General features: G+C 36.0%; 11 protein-coding genes. 3 read left to right on the forward strand and 8 right to left on the reverse strand.

Annotated features, from left to right (window positions below):
• Nucleotides 1-168: 168 nt before the first annotated feature.
• From PK35_RS01520 to PK35_RS01530, 3 genes are all read left to right on the forward strand, one after another.
• On the forward strand, nt 169-753 hold the full coding sequence (locus PK35_RS01520) for a YceI family protein (RefSeq protein ID WP_044624884.1): 585 nt from the start codon (nt 169-171) through the stop codon (nt 751-753).
• Between the two features lie 31 nt (nt 754-784).
• Nucleotides 785-2053, forward strand: a complete 1269-nt coding sequence (locus PK35_RS01525) for a hypothetical protein (RefSeq protein WP_117624633.1) — start codon at nt 785-787, stop codon at nt 2051-2053.
• Nucleotides 2054-2138: 85 nt separating this feature from the next.
• A complete protein-coding gene (locus PK35_RS01530; protein WP_044624885.1) occupies nt 2139-2717 on the forward strand; it encodes a YceI family protein in 579 nt (192 codons plus the stop codon).
• A gap of 1 nt (nt 2718) precedes the next feature.
• On the opposite strand, the gene PK35_RS01535 is transcribed toward PK35_RS01530, so the two are convergent.
• The 8 genes from PK35_RS01535 to PK35_RS01570 all read right to left on the reverse strand — a co-directional run bounded on the left by PK35_RS01535 (nt 2719) and on the right by PK35_RS01570 (nt 26626).
• Complete coding sequence (locus PK35_RS01535) at nt 2719-3696, reverse strand: PorP/SprF family type IX secretion system membrane protein (protein WP_044624886.1); 978 nt, start codon at nt 3694-3696, stop codon at nt 2719-2721.
• A gap of 6 nt (nt 3697-3702) precedes the next feature.
• Entirely contained in the window at nt 3703-17583 is a 13881-nt protein-coding gene (locus PK35_RS17470; protein WP_044624887.1) for a T9SS type B sorting domain-containing protein, read from the reverse strand.
• A gap of 248 nt (nt 17584-17831) precedes the next feature.
• Nucleotides 17832-20687 (reverse strand): PorP/SprF family type IX secretion system membrane protein, encoded by a 2856-nt coding sequence (locus PK35_RS01545; protein ID WP_044624888.1) that lies wholly within the window; start codon nt 20685-20687, stop codon nt 17832-17834.
• Nucleotide 20688: 1 nt separating this feature from the next.
• Nucleotides 20689-22125 carry a T9SS type B sorting domain-containing protein gene (locus PK35_RS01550; protein WP_044624889.1) on the reverse strand — a complete coding sequence of 479 codons (1437 nt, stop codon included), beginning with the start codon at nt 22123-22125 and terminating at the stop codon, nt 20689-20691.
• Nucleotides 22126-22271: 146 nt separating this feature from the next.
• The gene (locus tag PK35_RS01555; RefSeq protein WP_044625204.1) at nt 22272-23594 is read right to left on the reverse strand and encodes a hypothetical protein; all 1323 of its coding nucleotides are present in this window, start codon (nt 23592-23594) and stop codon (nt 22272-22274) included.
• Nucleotides 23595-23847: 253 nt separating this feature from the next.
• On the reverse strand, nt 23848-24294 hold the full coding sequence (locus PK35_RS01560; RefSeq protein WP_044624890.1) for a hypothetical protein: 447 nt from the start codon (nt 24292-24294) through the stop codon (nt 23848-23850).
• Between the two features lie 158 nt (nt 24295-24452).
• A complete protein-coding gene (locus PK35_RS01565) occupies nt 24453-24848 on the reverse strand; it encodes a heavy-metal-associated domain-containing protein (RefSeq protein ID WP_044624891.1) in 396 nt (131 codons plus the stop codon).
• 65 nt (nt 24849-24913) lie between these two features.
• Nucleotides 24914-26626, reverse strand: a complete 1713-nt coding sequence (locus tag PK35_RS01570) for an efflux RND transporter periplasmic adaptor subunit (protein WP_044624892.1) — start codon at nt 26624-26626, stop codon at nt 24914-24916.

Raw genomic sequence — 26626 nt, forward strand, 5'->3', positions numbered from 1 at the left:
AGAAACCTTTAATACATCTTCAAAGAATAAAGAAAAAACCTTCAAATATTTTAAAAAACATAAGTTTATAGATTAATTTTTAAAAATATTTTATCTAAGGCATGACATAAGTCATATTTTACCCTCTCTTTTGTAAGGACATTTGTAGTGTAATTAAAAACAAAAAATATGACACTACTTAAAACAATAGCAAGATATAAATTACTAGCATGTATTTTAATCTTATTCGTCTCTCAAGCAACCATTGCCCAACAATTTAAATTAAATAACACCTCTACTTTAAGTGTTTTAGGCACTTCTAGTCTGCACGACTGGCACATAACTAGTAAAACCTATAGTGGCTCTATTGCTTTTAACGATTTAAACTCTGGCGATTTAAAAAACTTAAACATTTCTATCCCAGCAGAGAGTTTAAAAAGTGGTAAAAATGCCATGGATAAAAACACTTATAAAGCGCTAAAAACAAACAAATATAGCACTATAACTTTTCAGTTAACCAAGGTAAATGGCATCACTAAAAAAAGTGATGGCAAGTACACCGCAAAAACCACAGGAAACTTAACCATAGCAGGTGTTAAAAAATCAGTTCCATTAGAATTCGAAATCGATGCAACGACTAGCAATGTTGTAAAATTAGTAGGCAAGAAAACCTTTAAAATGACCGATTTTAATATCGATCCACCAACAGCTCTTTTAGGAACTATTACTACAGGCGACGACGTAACCATCGAGTTTAACTCTGTATTTAAATAAAAAATAATAAACCAATTAATTTATAAAAATCATGATATCATTTATTAAAAAATCAATAGTATTAGTTGCCATTTTACTTGGCACAACCTTACTGGCGCAGACCAGAGATTTAGACAATTACAGATTACCAGACCAACGTGATATAAATGTTTTTGAAGCCCCTAAAACAAGCGAAACAACTTTTGATGGGGTTAAAGTTCGCATTGGTGGTGCATCAACCCTACAATATCAAGCATTAGATCATGAAAACTCTGGAGATACTCCTTTAGCGGGAATTGGTGCTAACTTTAACTTAGCTACAGCAAATTTAGATTTAGACGTTGTTCTTGCTGATGGTGTTAGAATGCACTTACGTACTTATTTATCTTCTAGACACCACCCAGAACCTTACGTAAAAGGTGGTTATTTTCAAATTGATAAATTAGATTTTATTAGTGAAGGATTTTTAGAAGATCTTATGAAAAACGTTACTATTAAAGTGGGACACATGGAAAACAACTATGGTGATGCTCACTTTAGAAGAAGCGACAACGCGCAAACTATGTACAACCCATTTGTAGGCAACTTAATTATGGATGCGTTTACTACCGAAGTTGGTGGTGAGGTTTACTACCGTAACGATAAAGGCATTTTAGTCATGTTAGGTATTGCTAACGGAAAATTAAATCAATCTACCGAAAAATCTGCATACGGTAACACTGGTGGCGCCTCATTTTTAGCTAAATTAGGTTACGACAAACAGTTTACTGACGATTTTAGATTTCGTTTAACAGGTTCTTTATACAACACGGGATATGTACCAAATTCATACTTGTACGCTGCAGATAGAACTGGTTCTAGATACTACCATGTTTTACAAGCCGAAAGTGCTACAAGCGATAACTTTAGATCTGGACGTTACAATCCTGCATTTGGCAACAAAGTAACTGCTATTATGATTAACCCTTTTGTAAAATATAAAGGCTTAGAATTCTTTGGAACCTATGAAAACACAAGCGGAAATGCTGTTGGTGCTGAAAAAAGAACAGCTACTCAATATGCTGGTGAAGTGATTTACAGATTTGGTAAAAACGAGAACTTCTTTATAGGCGGTCGTTACAACGTTGTTGACGGTGAAGAGGCTTCTGGAGACGATATTACCATTAAAAGAACACAACTTGGCGCTGGTTGGTTCATGACTAAAAACATCTTAATGAAAGCTGAATACGTTAACCAAACCTACGATGGTTTTGCTACTGGAGGTCTTTACGACGATGCTAAATTTAATGGCTTAATGTTAGAGGCTGCCATTAGCTTCTAATTTATAACAACTATACAAACTAAGTCTTAATGCTAGCGTAAAACCACCTAGCATTAAGACTTAATAATTTCTAAACTTATCCGTTATGAAAAAAATAATTTTAATCCTTACAGTTTTAATCACATTTGGTTTTTCTAACAAGTTTGCTACAAAAAAGACTTTAATTTTTGTAAAACCAGAGAGCAGTTTAGTTATTAACGGAAAAACTAACGTAAATACATTTAATTGTACTTACAATATTGAAAACCTAAACCAACCTATCCCTGTAAATTTCGTAGCAAACAGCAACAAACTCATTTTTAAAAACACCTATTTACCTTTGGTTAATGTATATTTTGACTGTGGTAATAAAATGATGAATAAGGATTTTAGAACCTTACTAAAATCTGAAGATCATCCTAAAATTTACTTAAGGCTAAAAGAAATTACAACCATCAACGCCAATCATTTAACAGCACTAATTGCTTTAGAATTAGCTGGTAAAACCAAATTATATAGCATACCCGTTACATTTCAATTAAATAACAGTATAATAAATATTAATGGTAAAATAAACATAGATCTCTATGATTTTAACCTAGAACCACCTAAAAAGTTTTTAGGCATGGTAGCAGTTAATAATAATATTGATGTGAATTTTAATCTTTTTTTAGAAAAACAATAAATTACTTATGCACCGCACTCTGCACACAAGGACAATTACTAATGCCTTGTAGAAAATCTAAACCAACGGTTACTACATGCGTTCCAGAGTTATAACTAGCTAAATCGTTCATGGTTATTTGGTAGGCATAACCAAAATATAAAACCGATTTTTTAAACCCAAGCATAGGCCCAATATTTAGTGGTTTTAAAAACTGATCGTTAAGATAGCGATACGAAATACCTCCCCAAATATAATCTTCGTTGCGGTTATATTTTCTAACCTTAAAGTTTATATCGGTACTAGAACGACGGTCGCTCGCAAAAAATTGATAAAACACCGAAGGTTCGTACTCTATCCCACTTTTTTTAGGTCCAGGAATGGTATATCCAGAATATACTTGAAAATTTAAAAGTAAATTTGGCTCAAGTTGGGCAATTTCATCTTCAATATCTTTACTTAAAATATTGTTTGCATTAAAGCTTAAAAAAAAGCCTTTCATTCTAAACAAAGCACCAACATCAAAGTTATTATTTCCGCGTCTTCTATCGTCCATTAAAGCTGGTAAACCTGTTGGGTTTCTATTATCTGCATTAATTTTTTCAACTGCGATTCTAAAATTATTAAAGTTATATGAAAGTCCTAAAGACAAGTACATTTTTCGATAATAATCTAAAGTAAGGTGATGGGCAAACGAAAATTTTGCTCCTGTTTGAAGCGTATATCCATTTTTATCGTTATAAAACGACAAGCCTAATCCAGAGCGATTTGAAATTCTAAAATCACCATAAATAGATTGATTATCGGGTGCTCCTTTTATGCCTACCCACTGTGTTAAGGCATTGGCTCGAATTTTTAAATTATCGCCAATACCGGCATAAGTTGGAGAAACCACAAAATTATTATCGGCTAAATATTGCGTAAAAACCGGTAAATTCATCTCTTGCGCATAGCCTTTAACTAAGACTATAAAAAGTAAATATGCTATTAATTTTTTCATAATCTGTTATCTATATAAGGTGAAATGTCCAACAAAACTTCTGTTATCATTGCTATCGTTAAGTTTTACAACATACCAATAATCTCCCGTTGGTAGTGGCTTACCTTTGTAATTACCATCCCAAGTATCGTTTACACCAAGCGTTGCTATTTTACGTCCGTATCTATCAAAAATATCGAAAGTAATGTTTGGATATTGTCCCACACAACCTGGTCCCCATTCGTCTAAATCGTTATCATTATTTGGGGTAAAGTAATTAGGAATACACACATCAATAAACTCAAAATAAGCTGTTGTGGTTGCCACACACCCATTACTATCGGTTACAGTTACGGTATAATCGCCCGAAGCATAAATAAAATAGCTATTTTCACTTCCTTGGTCGTCGCCATTTAAAGTATACTGGTAATTACCAGAACCTCCTGTGGCCGTAGCAACAATTTCGTTCATATCGCCTTGAGCAAGCGAAATCGCTAATGGATTGTAATTTTCAATTTCGAAAGCTATAATTTCTTCACAGGTATTGGTATGGCGAACGGTAATAAAATGTGTTCCAGGAGAAATATCGGTAAATATATTACTAAGCTGATAACTTCCACCATCTAAAGCATAATCAATATCACTTAAATCGATATTTGTATCATCTACGGTTACCGTTACCATATTACTTGTAGCATCGATTCCGTTGGTACAATATTCAACATCAATTTCAGCTGAAAAATCTACCGCCTCTGGGAATGTTATATTCCATTCCGATTCACAACCAAGGGCATCAACAATATAAACAATATGATCGCCACCAGATAAATTCGTAAAATCGAATAGTGTTTGTGTTGCTGTTCCTACGGTATATGTTCCGTTAGGATCATCTAAAACGACGCTATACGGCATTTCTCCGCCTGAAACTTCTATACTAAATTCGCCGTCTTGATCGCCCGAACAAGCTTCAGGATACATAGAATCTGGAACAATTGTTATAACTACTGGAATAGGATCTTCAATAATAAAATCATACAACACATAGCATCCTAATTCATCTTGAACAATAACTTGATAAGTTCCTGCCGAAAGGTTTTCGAAGGTATCTTCTTCAAAAAATTGATCTAATCTTGGTGAAATAGCATACTTAATAATTCCTGTTCCGCCAGAAGCGGTTACTTCTAAACGACCATTACTAGTTCCTGGACAAGTTACATTTGAAACATTAAAACTTGCTGTTAAAGGAGCATCTGGTTCGGTAATAGAAACAGAGTTACTTATAGTTAAACAATCGCCACTATCAACTCTAATTTGGTAGTCACCGGCTGGTAAATTTGTAAAAACACCCGGACTATCTTGAGTTACTGGCGTAATGGCATTACCCGCAGTATCCTCCAAAGTATAAATATAATTTCCTAAACCTCCTTCGGCAGTAGCCATAATAACACCTGTTGTGTCTCCAGAACAATTAATTGTTGCGTTTACTACATCTAAATTAATTATTAACGTTGGTAAAGGTTCAATAGTTATTTCATTTGATACTACTGATGTACAACCATTCGCATCTCTTACATAATATTGATATGTTCCATCTGAAACAGCGAATGTTACAGACGATGTAAATGATCCTAAAATTGTAGCAAAATTAGCTGTTTCACTATATTCATAACTACCTGTTCCACCTGTTGCACTTAATGTTAAAGTAGATTGCGTTAAACAGGTTTGCGATGTTTCTTTTACTAAGCTTGCTTGTACTTCGTTAGGCTGATTAATTGTTATATCCACTGAAGTAGCACTACAATTATAACCATCTGTTACGGTTATATTATAAGTTCCTGCAGCTAAACCATCGAAAACTGGATTCGTTTGCGGGCCTGAGCTACTTACAGTTGGTGAAAGCATATTTAAAGTATACGTGTAATTACTACCTTGACCGCCAATTGCAGACACGGTTATGCTTGCGTTAGCATAACCATAACAAGATAATAAAGTTGTATCTGGAACTGCGGTAACTACAATAGGATCTGGATTAACCAATACCACATTTACCGAAGCTATACATCCATTTACATCTCTTACACTAGCTGTATAATTGTTAGCTGTTAAATCTTGAAAATTTGGATTCGATCCGTAAGGTACAACTACCGCGCCACCTGTAATTTCAAGTTGATATTCGTAACCTAACCAACCTCCAGCTGCAACAACTGTAATGGAACCATCATTATTTCCAGAAACACAAGTTATTTCGGTATGGGTTTCATTAATTGTTAATGCTTCCGTTGGGGCATCAATTGTAAAGTTTCGTGCTACTGTACAATATGGCGTATTAGTTAAACTTGCTGTAATGGTATATGTTCCTGAGGTTAACCCAGATATAGTAGTTGGTCCCGCGTTTGGTACTGTACCCGTGGTAACCGTAGCTCCAGAAGTATCTGTTACAATATAACTAAACTCACCAGATTCATCGGTTGGTGTTGGTATTCTATCAACAAACGTTACATTTACACTACCATCATTATCACTAAAACAAGTTACATTTACAACAGAATCTATTTCTAAATCGAATGTATTAGGATCGTTCACGTAATGTACGCTCTCGACAATACAATTAGTATCTAAATTTGTAACCGATACGGCATAATTACCAATTGGTAATCCTGTAAATATACCTATGGTATTGGTTTGGTTATAAACACTTCCATAAACGCCCGAAGCATCAATATCTTGAACAGTAAATTCTAAATTAGTTGGTGTTGGACCAGTAGTATTTGCTGTTACTGTGATGTCTTCATCGTTAGTACAAGTAATTGTATTATCAACCGTAATATCTAAACTATCTATGGCTGTAAATGGAGTTATGCTTGCTGAGGTGCTTCCAACACATCCATTATCATCATACACATTAATTGTGTAAGTTCCTCCTGAAAAATCAGATTCTATATATGATGTTTCTGCACCATATTGCACCACTGTTCCGCCTTTAATAAACTCATAAATGGTATAATTTCCAGAACCGCCAGTTACAGTAGAAACCGATATTGAAGCATAATTTGCTGCATTTACTCCAGAATTACAAGCATACTCTACTACAGTTGGAGCTGTAATTACAATAGCATCCGCTTCGTTTACCACAACACTTTCTGTTGCAACACAACCTCTTCCTGAATTCACTTGAACGGTATAAGTTCCTACACTTAAACCTGTAAATACATTTGATGTTTGAGCAGACACTACAATTGGCGCCGTTATTTCGTAAGTATAAATTGGGTTATCGTTAGTTACTGGTAAATTTACAGTAATAGTACCATCGCTACCGCCATTACAACTTACATCGGTTGATGTTGCTGTAAATGTAACTGGTGTTGCTGCATCTAAAACAATAGTTGCGTCGTTAGTACAAGATGTAGTTACATCGGTTACGGTAACTGTATAAGTTCCAGATGGTACACCAGAGAATACATTTCCGCTTAAACTTACACTTGCTGGATTTGGACTTATTGCATAACTATAAGTTCCTGAGCCTCCAATAGCATTAACAGTTATAACGCCATCATCATCTGTACAAGATGGTACTGTTGTTAATTCTGGTGTTATTCCTAGAGCATCAAATACCTCAATAGTATTGGTACTTGTAGCGGTACACCCATTGGCATCTCTAACTGTAACAGTATAAACTCCTGGTGTATTTACTGTTAATGTATCACTTGTTTGATACGAATTTCCACCATCAATACTATATTCAAAAGGTGCAACGCCGGTTGTACTGGCTATTGTAAATGTATAAGCATCTCCAGTTAAGTTACATTGATTTGATGATAAACTTGGTAATGTTACTGTTGGTAAAGGATCGGATGTGATTGTAACATCTAGCATTGCCGGACAGTTGTTAACATCTAACACATAAACATCCCAATTTGTATTTACTGAAATATCTAGAATAGCCGAATTATTATTTGAATAATCTCCCGCTATTGGAGTTACGCCATCTTCAACAAAAGCATAAGTATATGGCGCCGTTCCTCCACTTGCGCTAACGGTTACTTGAGCACCAATATTACAATTTGCATTTACATTACTTGTTTCTGTAATGCTAACACTTGTTGGTTCTGTTACTGTAATAGATGTTGTTGCTGTACAGCCCGTAGTCTCGTCGGTTACCTCAACAGCATGTGTTCCTGCAGCTAAACCATTAAGTACAATGGTATTAGACGTTTGCCCAGAAATAACTGTGGTTCCCCCATCTACTGAATAACTATATGTGCTATTAAAATTTGAAACTGTAAAAGTTATGGCACCATCGGCACTTCCGTTACAGCTTAGGTTTGAAACTAACTGTCCCGATACCGAAATATTTGTAACAGGATTAACGGTGTATGATTCTTGATACGTACATCCATTGGCATCTGTAACTTCAAATGTGTAGGTATTTGGCAATAATCCTGTAAACACACCTGAAGCAGCTCCAGTAGTGTTTGTTGTTGCACTTGCAGGCGCTAAAATAGCATACCCTAATGGCGCATCTCCACCGGTGGCCGTTAACGTAACTGTGCTTGTTGTTACTAAACAGGTTATATTGGTAGATGAAAAATCTAAATCGGTTGGTGGATTTAACGCTGGTACATTTTGTATTACCGTAGCACTTAAACAACCATTACTGTCCATAACAACTATACTTACGTTTCCAGATGCATTTGTGCTGAACGTATTAGCCGATGAAAATGATGTTCCACCATCAAAACTATAAGTATATGGTGCGGTTCCACCACTTGCTGTTACAGTAACAGTTGCGGCTTGCGATGCATTTGAAGCGTCGCAGGTTAAGCCTTGTGTTAAGGTTGCATTTGCAACAACAATAGCTGGTTCGGATAATACAACAGGTACAGTAGCCGAAATACATGATTTACTATCGCGCACCACTACATTATAGGTTGAAGCTGTTAATCCAGAAAATACATTCGAACTTTGGAATGTCGTTCCGTTATCAATACTATATTCATAAGGTCCTTCTGTACCTGAAGCGGTTACGGTTATAGTACCATTACTTCCTCCGTTACAACTTATATCGGTATGAGATTCTGTAGCTATTGGAGTTCCTAACACATCAACAGTTACAACACTAGACGTTGCTTGACACGCTTGACTATTAGTTACTCTAAACTCGTAAGTTCCAGAGGTAGTTACTGGGTAAGTAGCGCTTCCAATATTGGTGAAAGCACCGCCGTTAAAACTTAACTCATAAGTATAAGGTCCCGAACCTGTGCCTCCGCTTGGTGTTAACACAATGGTTCCTTCTGGAGTAGTTGTACAGTCTAAATCTTTAGTTAAATCGGCATCCAATTGCAACTGCGGATCAATAGTGTAAGTAGTTGACGCAATACAACCGTTATCATCTTGAATACTTAATGTATAAGTTCCTGGCGAACTTAAATTAAAACTTGGACTGGTTTGGTATGCGCCGCCAATACTATAGGTTGCAACACTATTATATGTTGTACCTGTAATAGTTATTGCTAATGGATTACCTACATAACATTGAGGTGTTAATGTATTAATTGTTGGTTCGGCATCTCTAGGTAAATAAATTGTATCAAATTGAATACATCCGTAAGCATCGCGAACATAAATATCGTAAGTTTCATCGCCTGCAAGATTAAATGCATTAGATGCAGACCAATTTCCTGGTACAATAGGATTACCCGTAACCACTGCTTGATATTCATACGGTCCTGTTCCATCGCTAGCCGTAGCTACAATTGTTCCTAAATTATTACAATTTGCATTTTCTGAAACTATTGCCGTTACCGATAATAATATAGCAGATTCGGTGATATTAAATTCGGTACTAACAACGCTACAACCTTCATTTGTAGCACCCGAATCTTCAGTAATTACAATAACATAATTTCCAAAATCTAAAGTTCCTAAATTAGTAACTGTTAATGTACCATTGGCTGGTACAGTTCCTGTTCCAGAAACTCCTGTTGGATTTAACGATAACGATTCTCTTATATCGTAAGTTACATTGGTTGCAACGCCATAAGTGCTATTAATATTAAAACTTACTGTTCCATCGGCACTTCCTGTACAGGTAATATTATTTGGCACCACACTCGATGCTGTTAAGGTTGAGTTTGTTGGAATAGGAATATCTGCTTGCTCATAATAATAACACATTGTAGCTTCATCGTAAACCACAAAAGTATAAGTTGCTCCAGGCACTAAATTTATAAAAGTAGTTTGTCCTGGTAAAGTTTCGTCTTGCCATGGTGCCGTTGTTGGCGCTGTATAAACCATTCCAGGACCTGTGTAAATCGCAAAATGAAATGGTCCTGATCCTGTTAACGGCGTTCCTATTGATACCGTTGCAGATCCTCCAGTTGAACAATCTGCTGGTGGTGCAATTACAGAAATATCTAAATCGTCTGGTGGTGAGGCCACAAGAATATTTTGTACCATTGCAGTACACCCATTAGCATCTGTAATTATTATTTCATATAAACCAAAATCAACTACTTCAAATACTGCAGTTGAACCATTTTGGTTGGTAATAGCATTATCATAACCATTTACACCAGTTACATGATAGGTGTAATTTGGTGTACCACCAGAAACCGAATTAATAGTAATTGTTCCTAACGAAACACCGCCTGCGCCACAAGTTATTGGCGTTACGGTATGCGATAAAACCACGGGTGTTGGTTCTGTTATAGTAATAGTATCTGTATCGGTACAACCTTTAGCATCGGTTACTGTAATCGTATAGCTACCTGCTGCTAATCCTGCGGTTTGGGTACCATAATCTGTTCCTGTGGTATTATTAAATACGTTTATTACATATGGAGGTGTTCCTAAAGTCGTATTAATGGTAACATCAATAGCCGCATTAGCTTCACCACTACACGTAATGAATGCTGTTTGGGTAACTAAAGAAATCTCAGGGTTTACAGGGTTTGTAACAGTAATATCGTTAGTTTCAACGCTACAATTATTAGTGTCTGTTATTCTAAATCTATAAGTACCAGCAACAGTTGTATTGTAAGTAAATGAACTTCCTGTTGGTGTTGGTGTAACTACTGTATAAGTTGCTCCACTATCTGTAGATACTTCGTAAGTGGTATATGAAGCTGATCCGCCTGAAATATTTACATCTATAGTAGCATCGGTTGGTGCAGAACAAGCAATATCAGTTGTAAGCAATGCATTGGCTAATAATTGTGGATTAACAACCAACGTTTGTGTGGCTGTACAACCATTGTCATCTCGAATTGTAAAAGTATAAGTTCCTGGTGATGTGATAGTAAAATTAGGACTCGTTTGATAACCCGTTCCCATACTATACATGGCTGTTCCTACAGATACCGATCCGCTTAATGTTACAACTAAATCACTTCCAATATAACATTGCTGAGCAATTGGGTTTAATATAGGCGTTGCATCTTGAGAGATATTAACTGTTGTAAAGGTGATACAACCATTATTATCTCGAACATACACATCCCAAGTTAAATTGGTTGCCGAATTAGTATCAACCGTAATTACGTTGCTATTTAAATACGCTGTTGCTATTGGCGCTGTGGCACCTGAAACAACGGCTGCATAAGTGTAATTTGGAGTTCCTCCAGAAGCTGATACCGTAATTTGTGATGTATCGTCATCACAATAAATATTTGTTGTAGTTGCCGAAACAGCCAACGCACTTGAAGGTTCCGTAATGGTAACCGAAGTTGTATCGGTACATCCAGTGGCCTCATCGGTCACTTCAATAGTATAAGCCCCAGCATTTAAACCGGTTAACGAAATAGAAGGTCCTGTTTGTCCTGTAACAACAGTTGTTCCTCCATCAACGGTATAACTATAAGTACTTCCAAAATTTGAAACATCAAATGTTATCGCTCCTGTGGTATCACCAAAACAATCAACATCGGCAATTAAGGTTCCTGTTACTACAATATTTGTAACTGGAGTTATAGTGAATGATTCTTCATAAAAACAACCATTTTCATCGGTTACTCTAAACACGTAAGTATCCGGTGTTAATCCTGTAAAAATTCCTGTAGAAGCTCCTGTAGTATTTGATGTCGCACTTGCAGGCGATATAATACTATAAGTTAATATACCTACACCATTGGTAGCGGTTAAAGTAACATCGCTAGTAGTTATTAAACAGGTAACCGCCGTTGCAGAAAATGATAAATCTGAAGGTGGATTTAAAGCCGTTAAAGTAACACTATCGCTATAAATACATCCGTTAGCATCTCTAACCGAATAATTTATAGTTTGGTCGCTTCCATTATCGTTAATTGTTAATGTATTCGTTGAAGTATATCCGCCACCATTAAAACTATATAAATACGGAGCTGTTCCTGTTGTAGGTACTGCAATAGTTATTTGAGCTGGATCGAATGTATTTGAAGCATTACAAGAAAAACCTGTAACAGTATGCGATGTCGCTAATGCTGTTGGAGCTGTTAAGGTTGCAGATCCGTTATAAATACAACCGTTAGCATCTCTTACTACGTAAGTATAAGTCCCTTCGGATAAATTATCATAAAATGATGCTGATGTAAATCCAGCTGAATCAAAATTATATTCGTAAGGTGCTTGTCCGTTTGAAACTACAATTTGTACCGATCCATTAACATCACCATTACATAAAGGATTAATAACTGTTTCTGTTGCCGTTGGATTGGTTATTGGATTAATAACAACTGAAGCTTCTGCAACACAGCTTTCAGCATCTGTAATTCTAAAATAATAGGTTCCGCTGCTTGAAGCAACATAAGTAAACGGGCTAGCTGCTGGTGTTGGTGCTATTGCAGTAAATGTAGTGCCATCGTTAGACACCTCATAACTTGCATATGGTGTATAGCCACCGTTAAAACTAATCTCTATTTCGGCATCAGGAGTTGTTGTACAATCTAATCCTTTTAAAACTGTTGCATTTAATTGTAATTCAGTTGCAATGGTTTCGGTATCTAAAGTTACTGTACACCCGTTTGCATCTCTAACAATAATATCGTAAGTACCTGGTGTTAAATTGTTAAATGTGTTTGAGGATGTAAATGCACCTCCATTAATATTATACTCATAAGGTGCTAAACCTCCAGAAGCCGAAACCTCTAATGTTATACCACTACCACTATTATAACAATATCCGCTAGTTGCAGTAACTGTTGCTGTTGGTGCCGACGGATTTATTACTAAAACTGTGGTTGTTGTTGTACAACCGTTAGCATCAGTCGCTCTTATCGTATAATCTCCTTCTGCTACATCTGCAAGAACACCGTTAGTAGGGAAAGTTTCAACTAAAGTTAACGTAGCAGTATCTAATAATTCATATGTATAAGCAGCAGTACCTCCTGTAGCAGAAGCTGTTAATGTTGCTCCTGTTAAACATGTTGGTGCTGTTTGTGAAATAGAAACACTTAACGCTGAAGGCTCTGTTATCTCTTGATCCAATGAAAATTCACATGTATCTGCAGCATCTTCATATCTAACTAAAACCGTATAATTTCCTGCAGATAAATTATCTATAGTGTACGGTGAAGTGGTTTGCGTTAACCAAGTTGTGCCGCCATCAATAGAATATTGGTATCCGTTGTTAGTATCATAATTTTCTACAGATATTTCAATAGAACCATCTGATGCTCCTGAACAAGATACATTACTAAAACCAGTTACATCGGCAGTAAATTCATTTCCAGACTGAACAACAAATGGAAAATCTACTTCGGTAATACAAGAAACAGGTAATTGATATACGCGAATATCATCAATAGCCAAATCATTTCCACTAATTCCAAAAATATTAGTACGTACAACAAAATCTAAAGTTGTATTTGCTCCAGGATTTAACTCCAAATTATACTCAATCCACTGTTCATTATTAGGAATATTCCCTGTAGTTATTGAAGATACAATATTCCCCGTAGCCGGATCTAATACAGCTAATAGTAAATCTGGCTCAATTATATGACTACTAGAACGTACAACATTCGCAACAAACAAATTAACTCTAAGCGTCTGATTTGGTATAATATCTGTAATACGTTTTCTGTAGAAATTATCATCTAAAGAAATTCCTGCTGTGGTTGATGGATCGCCTACGTTAACCAATAAGTATCTCCCAAAACTAGAACGATTTCCTGTAGTATGGTCGGCAGGATTCCACCAAGCTCCAAACGGACTTTCAATATTGTAAGTAACAGAATACTCACCGTCGTTTACACTAATGCCACCACGCCCAGGACCTGGCCTATGTTGAGATTCAAAGATGTAAAATTCAATTCCTGAAGATTCTACGTTTTCTTGTCCGAAACCAAAATCTTCGTTTAATAAATTACTATAAGTTGGTACATTATCTAATTGATACCTTACTGTAATAACATGAGATCCTTGAGGCACATCTAAAAATGTTCTTGGATCTGACGTATTTGTGTTTTCTACACCATCTAATAAATAGGTATAAGTAAAAGAATCTGTCTCTTCATTCGTAACAGTTACCGTTGTATTCGCTGTACCATCACAGTTAAAATCTGGATCACTTACTATAATTGTAGGTGCCACTGGCTCTGGAGCTAATGTTATTTCTGGCATAGCATAAATACAACCATTCGCATCTCTTACATATAAAGTATACGTTCCAGGCATAACATAAGCACTATTTGTAGCACTCCATGTGGCTTGATTATCAAAACTATATTCATAAGGAGGCGTTCCACCTTGCGGATTGGTTATGCGTACACGACCTTCTCCATTTGGCCCACAACCGGCCAATTCGGACACACCACTAGCAGCCGTTAATGCGTTATCGGGTTGGGTAATGGTTAAATCTTGCGTACCACTTAAACATTCTACACCGTTTAATGTAAATCGAACCTGCGTAGTATAAGTACCTGAATTTAAGTTTGAAAATATAGGTGAAGTACTATAAGTTACACCATTATCTATACTATATTCTACTGTAAAACCATTTGCATCGTTTACATTAAAAGTAATTTCTCCTGTATTAGCATTATAACATAATATGTTATTAGATGATACCGTAAACGTAGGCACATCAATAGCATCTACAACTATGGAGGTTTCAGCAGAACAGTTATTATAATCTACAACCGTAATATTATAGGTTCCTGCATTTGTTACACTATATGTAGGTGTTCCTTGGAAAACGGTTGTACTATTTATAAAATATGAATATGGTGGTGTACCTCCAACAGGGTAAATAGTAATTTCGCCATCTGTACAGGTTAGAGGTGTTGTTAATGCCGCTGTTACTGTAAGTTCTGGCGGATTATTAATTTCAATATCTTGGGAATATTCACAGCCATCTTCGGTAGAAACGTTAACAGTATATGTACCAGGGTTTAAGTTACTAAAGGTATAATTATTATCGTTTATTGGACCAACATTATTTATTAAAGTAGCCCCTTGATAAATTGAAAAGAAATACTGCGGACGCACATCGTTAGCAGCTAAAACGACACTTCCTAAATCGCCATAACACAAGGGCTGATTAATAATAGTTGATACTGTAAAATCGCGCTCGCGAACTTGTACATCTGGTACAGAAAAAATACACGGATTTGGCGTAACACCAATTTGACGAATAAACACCTCGTATAAACCAGCTGTTGTAACGGTAAACACATTACTTGTTTGGTAGTTTGTACCATCTATACTATACTCGTATCCACTTGGTACACCACCTACTCTAATTTCACCTGGTGTTGTACAATAAATATCTCTTGCTGTTACATTGGGTACTAAAATATTTGTATAGACGTTAAAATAAAATTGATTAAAACAACCTCCATCATAATTTAATGTTAATCGGTATTGCCCTTCGGTATCAATGGTATAATCTGGACCTGTAGCTACTTGGTTCCAAGTACAAGCATCATCTTCGTTCGCACAGTCTTGATTTGTTACTGCTGTACAACTACTTTCATCTAACTTTTCCCAAATTATTGAAGTCGTATCTGTAATACCAGTTTCAATGAGTCTGGTATCATTAGCGCCACATAAATAAAAATTAGGCAATTCTTTACCATCATTAGGACAAGTTACAACTTGATCTGCAAAAGGAATTAAAGGATTAGTAACCCCAGCACCAAAAGTAATAACCTCGAAAACTTGATCGGTAGATTGACAAGGTGCCACCGCTGAATTATGTACGTAATACGTACCTGTTTCGGTTACTGTTAGTGTTTGCTCGGTGCCAATTACTGGCGTGCCAGAAGGACTTGTAGACCACGAATAGGCATCGTAACCAGAACCTGCTGTTAAGGTTGTACTTGCACCACACAATATAACTTCTTCCTCGAAAGTACAATTAATATCGGCTAAAAAGTTAGTTGCTCCAGGCGTTAACAAGCAGCCAGTATTGGTTGCAAAACTTGGATCATCGGAAATAGTAAAATCGGTATTAATAGTACCTTGATATGTAGAGAATGCCTGATTGCTAACAATATTAGAACAAGCATCGTTTAATAAACTACACGATGATACCACCGTAACCATAAATCTAATTTCGGTAACCGGATCGTTTTCTTCAACAACAGATTCATCTACCGCAAAAATAATTTCACGTGTCGCAGCATCATAACTTTGTACAGTAACGCCAGGTGGTAAAACGCCTAAATCTGTTGGGTAATTAAACACAACATTTTCTGGAAGAATATCACGTATTGTTAAATTGGTTGCATCATCATTTCCAGTGTTCTGAAAGCCTATGGTATAATAAAGTTCGTCTCCTAAATTTACTTCTTGGTTTCGAATATCATTACCAAATTCGTCCTCTACAATTTTCGTTAAAACTATATTTGGAGCAATAATTTCGATAGCGAAAGCACTAAAATAGTAGTAATAAATATCTAAATTACTACCTAAACTAATGGTAGCACTTGTTGCATTATTAGCAATAATTGAATTTCCTGCATTTGGAATACTAATTATACCTGCATCGAAACCTAAGGTGTTCGATCCGTTAGGGTTTCGAGCTGTAAAAAGTTCTGGCGTATTGGTGTTTGGGTCGATGTACGACACCGTACTATTAAAAAAGTTATTGCCGGGTCTAATTACAGTACCGGCATTGTTTGTTGCATCAATAGTATTTCCATTAAGTCTTAAATAATCGCCAGAATACCGCCGATCTCCTTCAATAGTACTAAAAGCAAATTCAGCGCGAACTGGCCCTGTTGGTATCGTTCTAAAACCAGAAACAGGAAAGGTTTCACTTATGGTACTGGTTATTCTTGTAAACCCATCAAACGATGTAATGTATTTACTTGGCAATAGAGGGTCTTCATAAACTACAAAAAGAGACCAACCTGCCGAAAGACCTTCGGAATTAGGCTTTGGACCAACTAAAGATGAAATATTTGCCACCGCATAAGTTCCTTCCGGATCGGCTAAGGCAGTTACCATATTGGTTACATCATGGTAATATACATAGGTATTAGAGTTTCTGTCGTTTGAAGCATTTTGGTAATATACCTGTGTTCCTGTAATATCAACATAACTACCACCAGGCACTTTAAATTTAACATCAGAAATTGGAGAATTGCCATCTACCACGGCACTCCAATAAAGTCCTGCATAAACCACCTGATAACAAGTTACATCGTCTGGTACATTTAAGTCGGCACTACTAGAATTAAACGTAGACGCATCACCATCAATATCTACATGAACTGCTGCATTTGCTCTATCGTTAGTATCGTTACCATTATAAGGATTTGTAGGATGTAAACCAACATTACTGTTACCAATTAAAAGAATATCACCCTTAATGGCTTGATCGTACCTTGGAGAAAACGGCACTAAATTTTGCCCAAAAAAGCTGCTATAACAACCTAATGTTAGTGCTATAGCTAGAACAATTTTTAAAAAGTACTTTTTTTTCATAAGCAGGAGAATTTTTAAAGTGCATTTTGCTTTGGGTACAAAATCAAATTTCTAACTGCTTAAAGACTCAAAAACCAGATTATTCTTACTTTTAAATTCACCTAATCCTATTTTGATAGCCTTTAAACGATGTAAATATCGTGAATTTTTTATTAACATAAGTAATTTTAACAGAAAAATTATGCGTTTTAACGACATAAAAACGTCAAGCGTCTATCAAACTTAAATATTTTGTAGTATTTTTTGTATTAATTTTGAATATTTACAATTGATGCTTTACTGGTATAGGCAGAAGTACCACTATTTTGCATTGCAGCTCTAGCCTCCGTTAAGCTACCAAACGCCTTGGTATACACGTAGTATTTACTGGTATTAACATCGTAGAAGAAATCGACAGCATTATTACCAGATTGAATGACTTTACGAACAAAATCATCGCGCTTATCCGTACTAGAATGTACCGCTAACACTAAATAGTATCCAGCTTCAACATTATCGACACGATTAATTATTACAATATTATTTGGTATAACTTCTCCAAAATCAAAATCGCTAATTACTGGGGCATTATCGGCAATTGAGGTTGTTTCTTTTAATGTCTTAAGTGCCGCTCTATCTTTATTATAACGTGCCTGTTCGTTATCGAAGGCGGCACGCTTTATGCGACGTTTTCTTTCAAAATCGGTAGCTTCCTTAATTTCAACTAACTGCTGCAATAAAGTTTCCTTAGTTTTTAAAATTTGGGTTTGTTCCGATTTTAATTTATCTATTTCTTCAGCGTAATACGTATTTACCTCATCTTTAGCATTTCGTGTATTTTTTAGACGCGCTTTATACAAGGCCTCTAACTCAGCAATACGCTTATTTTGAGCCTCTAAGGCATTATCAATTTCTAATTTTATGGCTTCTAATTTAGCATTTTCGGCCGATACACTTTTGAAAGGTTTAGGCTGCTGATAAATTCCTTGCTCGCTTAAATCGTTTTCTTCTTTTAAATCGGCTAAATCTTGTTTTCTGCTCGCAACGGCCTCTTTTAAACGTTGTATTAAATTTTGCTGTTCAATTTTAGCACTTACAGTTAATTCGGTTAGGTTTTTCATTTCTAATGATTCCCTATCCTTTGAAACTGGAATTAGTACGCCATCTAACATTACTGTATCTAATGCTTTTTCGGCCGCTTCAGCTAATCGTTGCGCTTCTGCTTCCGCCTTAGCTTTGGCTTCGGCTGCCAATCGCTCTTCCTCTTGTTTCGCTAATGCCTCCGCCTCAGCTTGTTTTTTAGCTTCTTCAGCTAATCGTTGCACTTCTGCTTCCGCCTTAGCTTTGGCTTCGGCTGCCAATCGTTTTTCCTCTTGTTTCGCTAATGCATCGGCTTCAGCTTGTTTTTTAGCGTCTTCGGCTAATCGTTGCGCTTCTACTTCCGCCTTAGCTTTGGCTTCGGCTGCCAATCGTTCTTCTTCTTGCTTCGCTAATGCCTCCGCCTCAGCTTGTTTTTTAGCGTCTTCGGCTAATCGCTGCGCTTCTGCTTCGGCCTTAGCTTTGGCTTCGGCTGCCAATCGTTCTTCTTCTTGCTTCACTAATGCACCGGCTTCTGCTTGTTTTTTAGCTTCTTCGGCTAATCGTTGCGCTTCTACTTCCGCCTTAGCTTTGGCTTCGGCTGCCAATCGTTCTTCTTCTTGCTTCGCTAATGCCTCCGCCTCAGCTTGTTTTTTAGCGTCTTCGGCTAATCGCTGCGCTTCTGCTTCGGCCTTAGCTTTGGCTTCGGCTGCCAATCGTTCTTCTTCTTGCTTCACTAATGCACCGGCTTCTGCTTGTTTTTTAGCTTCTTCGGCTAATCGTTGCGCTTCTACTTCCGCCTTAGCTTTGGCTTCGGCTGCCAATCGTTCTTCCTCTTGTTTCACTAATTCCTCCGCCTCAGCTTGTTTTTTAGCGTCTTCGGCTAATCGTTGCGCTTCTGCTTCCGCCTTAGCTTTGGCTTTGGCTTCGGCTGCCAATCGTTCTTCTTCTTGTTTCGTTAATGCCTCCGCTTCAGCTTGCTTTTTATCCGTTTGGTTACTTTCCTTAGGTGTTGCTTTAGGTTTTGCAATTGGTGTTTTTGTAGTTGATTTACGCTTAGTAACCGGCTTTTTACGCTTTTTACTAGATGTTAATAATGCTTGCTCGTCGTCGTCGCCATTATAAAGAAAACGCTTGTCTTTATTATTAAATGTATAAGCTAAAGTTAATTCGTGAGAACTACCAAAACTAGCCAAATCACCAATTGCTTTTTCGTAATTATATTCTAAAGCAATAGTTTTTGTAATATTAAATCCTACACCTCCAGATGCACCGTAAAGCGTGTTATAGCCCAATTGTGCCCAAACACCTTTAGGTACGGTAAGCATGACCACGCCTGAAACTATAGTTTGCTCTTTTTTAAATTCGGAACGCACAAAACCCGTAAATTTACTTTCATCGAAAAACCCACGACTTTCTAAATATCCCGTGTACATGATATGACCTTGAACGGATTGCTCTGGGTTATTTTCTAACATGGTTGATGTTGTAAAATTATAAGCTACAACATTATTTAAAGACACGCCAAAATCGAAAAACATAGTACCATAATTAATTCCAGGATTGATAGTAATTAATGTATTTGACGGAATATTTTGTAATGAAGGATCTTGATAATTTGTAACAACGCTTCCTTGGTTAATACCACTTTTATAGGCTCCAAGATTAAGTCCGAAGGTTAAATTTTGATCGCGATTTATAACCGCATTATAAGCCACGTTTACTACACCTCCAAATGTAGTTAAAACGCCATAATTTTGTTGAAACAAACCTAAACCTGCGCCTAAATTTTCTTTAAAACGACCAGCATAGCTAAACAAATAGGTTTGTGGTGCGTTTTCAAAGCCCATCCACTCACGTTTATTTGTAATACTGATATATTTATTTTGTTCGCGAACAAAACTAAAGGTTGGATTTATTGCATATTTATTAAAACGCAACGAATTTCTTACTGGTAATTGTAAAGCCACAACGCCATCTTGCTCCTGCGCACTAAGATGCTGCAAAAACAAAACAACTAAAATTAAGTATGGCACTAGTTTTTTCATGCTATTTTATTACCGTAATCGATCCTTTTTTGGTTTGGTTATTTTCTGCTTTTATAATGTAATAATACACCGGATTAATGCTTGTGAACACAATGGTTTCCTCGGGCCAGTTATTTAAATAATTATTAGTTTGTAAAACCACTTTACCTTGCGAGTTTATAATAGTAACTTCGGAATTTGAACCACTCACATAATGTTGCGGAATAACCCAAGTATCGTTTATACCATCACCATTAGGACTAATGGTATTGGGAATATTTTCGACATCTGGGAAAGGTTCAGAAACTTTGAATTGATGTGATAGTACAGTTTCACAACCACTGGTTTGGGTAACAATTACGCTATAATCGCCCGTTTTGTCAACAATGAGCGTACTATTTGTTTCGCCCGAAATTTCAGTTTCATTTAAAAACCATTGAAACTTAGGTTCGTTAGCATCAGTGGAAACACTTACCGAAACAGTTTCTCCTTCAATTAAAGCAAATGTTTCTTCTACATTTATACTACTTGTAAAAGTCATAGTATCTAAATCGATTGAAGCCGTAGTACTGCAACCGCCTAAATCGATATCGACAGCATATAACCCCGATTGATTGGTTTTATACATTTGATTTGTAGCGCCTTCAATTAAATTCCCATCTAAATACCATTGATAAGCATTTGCACTTATAGCACTTAAGGTGGTTTCGCCAGCACTCGCACAATACGGGTTACCTAAACTTGAAGTTATTTCGGAAGCATTGCCTGAAGCTGATTGCGTAATTGATACACGGTTAGAGTAAGAGTTGGATGTGCAAGTGCCATAATTTGTCTCGGCAAAATAGGTTCCTGCTTCGGTAACTTCAAAAGTTAAACCTGTATGTACAACTACTGAAGTTGTTTCGGTAATTACTCTACGCCAATTAAAGGTTAATGCTGGATATTGAAGCGGTGAATCGTTATCGGGATTACCAGGATTATCAACCGTTAGCAAATAACTTCCACCTGCACAAAATACACCCGTTGAAATTAAATTATTTATTGAAAACGGTGTGTCTTGAATTTTGTAATAGGCAGCAAATGCTACGGATGGCGTACTCGATGCCACAGGAGCTGTACTTTTAACTTTAACTTTATAGCCCTCGCCCGAAACAGTATCGGGAAACGCAAAGGTTATGGTAGCTGGTGATGCTGTAATTTCACCCTCGGCCGATGTGTATATGGTTGTGGCATTAGCAAAATCGCCTGAAGCATCAGATAATTCTAAAATAAATTGATTTGAAGCTAACAACGCCGTATTTGGTGAGAATGTAAATGTAACATTGTACTCATTAAACGACGGACTTGCACAGGCTTGAGTAAACCCCAAACTTGGCTTACCAATTACTATTTGAGCGTTTAGCAATTTTGGCAAAACCATGGCTAACACCAGTATAAAAGTAATGCTTAAGTTCTTCATTTTTATTACTTTTTAAAAACGTCCCGCGAACTTTTTACTACTCTTATAAAGTTTGGTTGGTATAAATAGATGTCCCAACAATGTGGTATTTAAATTAAATTGGGAATACTATTAGCTTTGGGGCGTATGGTTGTTGGGTTACATGCTTAATCGTTATCTAAATCTGGATCGATATTAGTGGCCATAATTTTGTTAATTCTGAGTCTAAAATCTGGCTTCTTTTCATTTTTAGAATCTATAAAAGTTTCAGAATCTTCACCTTTAGAATATACATTAAAAAAGGCGCTATTACCGTACCAGTTTTCTAAATCTTCGTTATTAGTGTTGTTTTCAATAAAAATATTTCCGTTACAGTTATTAAAATACATTTCTGAAAACTTAATTTTATCTAAACTTTCTTGGTTAATCCTAATGGTATTTTGAAAAACCACAGCTGGATTAAACCCAGAAATTACACTTTTATTTAAATCTAACGCAGCATTTTCGCCAACATAAACCGCTTCGTTAACCAAGCCTTTTTCAATATCGGCATTAATATTCTCGCTCGCTGTTACAAAAGTTAGGTTTTTTGCGGCAACAAAAGTATTTTTCTTAGAGAAATCGACTTCTTGTACATTATTATATGATTTCACTTGTAAACTACGAGCTACCTCACTGTTAGATACATATGGCGAACGAATAGCAATAGAATTTTCGACTATGGCTTGTGCGCCGAAATTAAATTTAAAATCGTTACCAGATGCTCGATACGACACCATTTTGGTTAAATGCGGTGCACCGCCCCATACTTTATAAGAATCGCCAGCAGAATAGCTTGACATAACATTTTGGAATATGGTTTCGCTACCAACACCAGCTAACAGTAAACCATTCATATACCCTATATTACGTAATCTGTTACCTGCATATTCAATGCGAACATAGCGTAAAATCCCAGAATTATCATCGGCGTTAACCCCGCCAAAATTTGCACTAGCATAGGCAGCAGGTTCTAAATTATGATAATATTGTGCTACCGAACCATTTCCAAACTTATTTGAAGGCGCATTACCTAATATAATAATACCACCCCAATCGCCTGGGCGTTTCGATATTTTTTCTGAAGTAAAAACTATAGGATCGGTCTCGTAGCCATCGGCAATAATTTTTGCGCCTCGGGTTATCGTTAACGAAGCCTTAGTTTCGTAATCGCCAATTATAACTGTACCTGGCTCAATAGTAAGTGTGGCGCTATCTTTTACAAAAACATTACCTACTAATAAATAAATATCGCGTTTATTTAATTTGGTGTCTTTGGTAATATCTCCCGTTAAAATTTTATTAGGCTCGCCGTAATCTTTTGTTGCAGATTTAAATTCAGTCCAATAATTTAGCCAATTGGTTGCGCCATAAATTCCTTTTTCTTGTTGTGCAAACGTATTACCCGCAATAAACAGGCAAATCCATAACACTTTAGTAACGTTATTCATAGTCATAATTTTAGGTTATTAGTAGCTTTGGGGAAGCTTATTAATATGGTTACTCAAAAATATAATAAAATCCACAAAATACCAATTTTAACGTTAAAATACACAAAATCAACATGTATTTTCATTATTTTATCGATGAAATACACAATTGTCTTCGTTTTGCTATGTGCATTTTATTATTTTTTGGAATTTAATAAAAAAAAGAAGCTTAAATCACTTCTTTTTTAACACAAACTAAAAATAAATAAGAGTATTATCGAAACTCACTAAATTCGTGTAGCGATTTCATAATTTCTTCATAAAACAGTATCGCTGCAATTAAGTTTTTTGTATCGGAATAAGGTAAAAATGTATTTTGAAATTCTTTAGTACTTTCAAGATATTTATCAGTTTCTTCAAACTGCGTTTCCAACATTTTACGATTATCACTTGTATTAGGAATTCCTAGCGTAGTCATTGTTATACCTGGCTTTGTAGCAAAAGAAATATAAGGTAAGGTTTTCACTAAGCTTTCAATACGCTCTATATATAAGGTAAGTAATTCCCCTTTTTGCATCGCCTGTAATTCGGCTTTATTATGGTATTTTCTAATAGCTACTTTTTCACTAATAATACTTTGGGCTTCTTTCTTTTTTTGTGCAAAAGCAGAATTTGCCATTAAAAAAACACTGAAAATAAGGAGTATAACTTTGGTTTTCATTACATAGACTTTAGGGTTCTGATGCAAATTTATGTAATTTATCGTAAAAAACAAGCGTTTTATCGATTTATTTATCAACATTGTATTGTTAAAAACCAAAAATGCCGTTTTATCGTTATGTAAAACAGCATTTTAGGGTAAATTTGAACTAACGCTTCTTACTTGCCAAGTTCCATCTCATGGTCGTATTGGCAGCAACCTGGTAAATTTTTGTAAGCATCTTCATTTCCCGAAACCTTATCGGTGTCGTAACCAGAAGCTGCAATAGCTTTATGGATTGCCATTTCGTTAGTTTTATCGCTATTAAAAGCTACATCGATGGTCTTTTTATTTTTATCCCAAGTTGCATTTGCAACACCTTCTACACTACTTGCCGCCTTTTCAATGGTGCTTTTACACATACCACAATTACCACGCACACCAAATGAGGTGTTTGCTAAAGCTAAATCTTTAGTGGTTTCGGTTGCTGTTTCTGTTTCTTTTTTTGTTTCACTTTTACAACTTGTAAATACGATAGCAGCTACTACTGCCAAACTTAAAATTGTTCTTTTCATTGTTCTAATTTTATATGTTATTCTATTAATTCTCTTGTTATGTTATTTTTCTATAATATATGGTGTTATTCTATGATTTGTTTTACTTCTCCGCAAGTTAACATGGCATCACCAAAATATGGATTTCTTATTTGTTTTTCTTTACTTAACCAATATGCACCTTTATCGCTATTTGCCATCGGGCAATATTCTACAAAAACAGTTTCATTTATGCCGAATGATTTTATAGCACGAATCATGTTATCTGATAATACTTTAAAATGATTACGTTGTATTTTAATATCGGAAGCTTTAGAAATTTCTTGTGAAGCTGCTTTTATGTCATTTTGTAATATCATCCAATAATTGTGAGCATCACCTTTTAATAACTCCATATTAATATGACTTAAATTCTGCAACAATGCATTGATTTCTTCTTTGGTTTGCTTAACATCATCGGCAACTAATGCATCTTTTACCTTAATATAATTGTTGTATACGATATTTAGTTCGTGTTGAAACGCTACAGGCGATTCTAAGCGATTTGAAAAATCTTCTCCAGAGTCACTTTTATTAAGATTATTCATCATCGATTTTTTTCCTTGCAATTGCGCTGCCGCATCTACTGTAAACGTACCATTAGTAACGATTTCGCTTCCGGAAACTAAGCCGTTTAAAATTTCGTAATTGCTGCCTATTTTATTTCCTAGTGCTACTTCTTTCATTTCAAAGATTGGTGCATTAGGTTGGGACTTCACATAAACCACCGAACGTTCTCCCGTCCAAAGTACAGCCGATGCTGGCACAAGCAATGTAGCTTCACTCCTATTATTTACAGCTTCAATTTTTGCGGAAACAAACATTCCGGGTTTAAAAACAGCGTCCTTATTATTTAACTGGACGCGTAGATTTACCGTTCGCGTTTTAGAATTTAAAACAGGATCGATAAAATCAACCACACCACTAAACGTTTTATTAGCAAACGCTTTGGTATAAACGTTTACCGATTGCCCTTTTTTGAATAGACTGATTTGATTTTCGTAAACATCAAAATTTCCCCAAACAGTATTTAAATTTGCAATTTTGAGTAATGTTTGTCCTTGTTTTATATAATCGCCTTCGGCAACTAATTTTTCGGTTACAGTTCCTGAAACAGTTGCGTAAACGGGAAAATTCTCAATGACTTTACTTGTTGTTTCAATGTTGTTGATTTGATTTTCGGAAAGTTTCCAAAGCTTCAACTTATTTCTTACCGCTTTATATAATGCTGATTGCGACGCTTTTAAGGAAGCCGCAGTAATTAATTCTTGCTGAGCTGCATATAATTCTGGCGAATAAATAGTTGTTAATAATTGGCCTTTACGGACTTCTTCTCCTGTAAAATTTATATTTAGTCGCTCAATTCTTCCTGAAAAATAACTGACTTGCACCGCATTTTCTTCTTCGTTTTCGGCAATTTTTCCCGATAAGGTAATGCTATCATTTTCAGCTCCAGCCATTCCAACTACCGTGGTTTGAATGTTTGCCAAAGCCATGGCATTGGGTGTTAATTTAAATTGATTAGCGGTTAAACCATCCGCACCAGCTTCAGCAGGAATTAAATCCATGCCACAAATGGGACAATCTCCAGGTTCTGGTTGCATAATTTGTGGATGCATTGAGCAAGTCCAAAGTTGCTTGGTATGCGCTTGATCTTGATGCTCATGCGAAGGATTTTCGTTTGATGAACCACCAAAAAAGAGCCATCCTAAAAACACGCCAACAATTAGAATAATAAAATATATGCTATACTTTTTCAT

Source organism: Neotamlana nanhaiensis, assembly GCF_000943555.1.
In the GTDB taxonomy this organism is placed as follows: Bacteria; Bacteroidota; Bacteroidia; order Flavobacteriales; family Flavobacteriaceae; genus Neotamlana; species Neotamlana nanhaiensis.

Bases quoted from the DNA above. Each gene is read 5' to 3' on its own strand.
- PK35_RS01570 (WP_044624892.1), bottom strand. From the start codon at position 26,626: ATGAAAAAGTATAGCATATATTTTATTATTCTAATTGTTGGCGTGTTT.
- PK35_RS01560 (WP_044624890.1), bottom strand. From the start codon at position 24,294: ATGAAAACCAAAGTTATACTCCTTATTTTCAGTGTTTTTTTAATGGCA.
- PK35_RS01525 (WP_117624633.1), top strand. From the start codon at position 785: ATGATATCATTTATTAAAAAATCAATAGTATTAGTTGCCATTTTACTT.
- PK35_RS01535 (WP_044624886.1), bottom strand. From the start codon at position 3,696: ATGAAAAAATTAATAGCATATTTACTTTTTATAGTCTTAGTTAAAGGC.
- PK35_RS01550 (WP_044624889.1), bottom strand. From the start codon at position 22,125: ATGAAGAACTTAAGCATTACTTTTATACTGGTGTTAGCCATGGTTTTG.
- PK35_RS01520 (WP_044624884.1), top strand. From the start codon at position 169: ATGACACTACTTAAAACAATAGCAAGATATAAATTACTAGCATGTATT.
- PK35_RS01530 (WP_044624885.1), top strand. From the start codon at position 2,139: ATGAAAAAAATAATTTTAATCCTTACAGTTTTAATCACATTTGGTTTT.
- PK35_RS01555 (WP_044625204.1), bottom strand. From the start codon at position 23,594: ATGAATAACGTTACTAAAGTGTTATGGATTTGCCTGTTTATTGCGGGT.
- PK35_RS17470 (WP_044624887.1), bottom strand. From the start codon at position 17,583: ATGAAAAAAAAGTACTTTTTAAAAATTGTTCTAGCTATAGCACTAACA.
- PK35_RS01565 (WP_044624891.1), bottom strand. From the start codon at position 24,848: ATGAAAAGAACAATTTTAAGTTTGGCAGTAGTAGCTGCTATCGTATTT.
- PK35_RS01545 (WP_044624888.1), bottom strand. From the start codon at position 20,687: ATGAAAAAACTAGTGCCATACTTAATTTTAGTTGTTTTGTTTTTGCAG.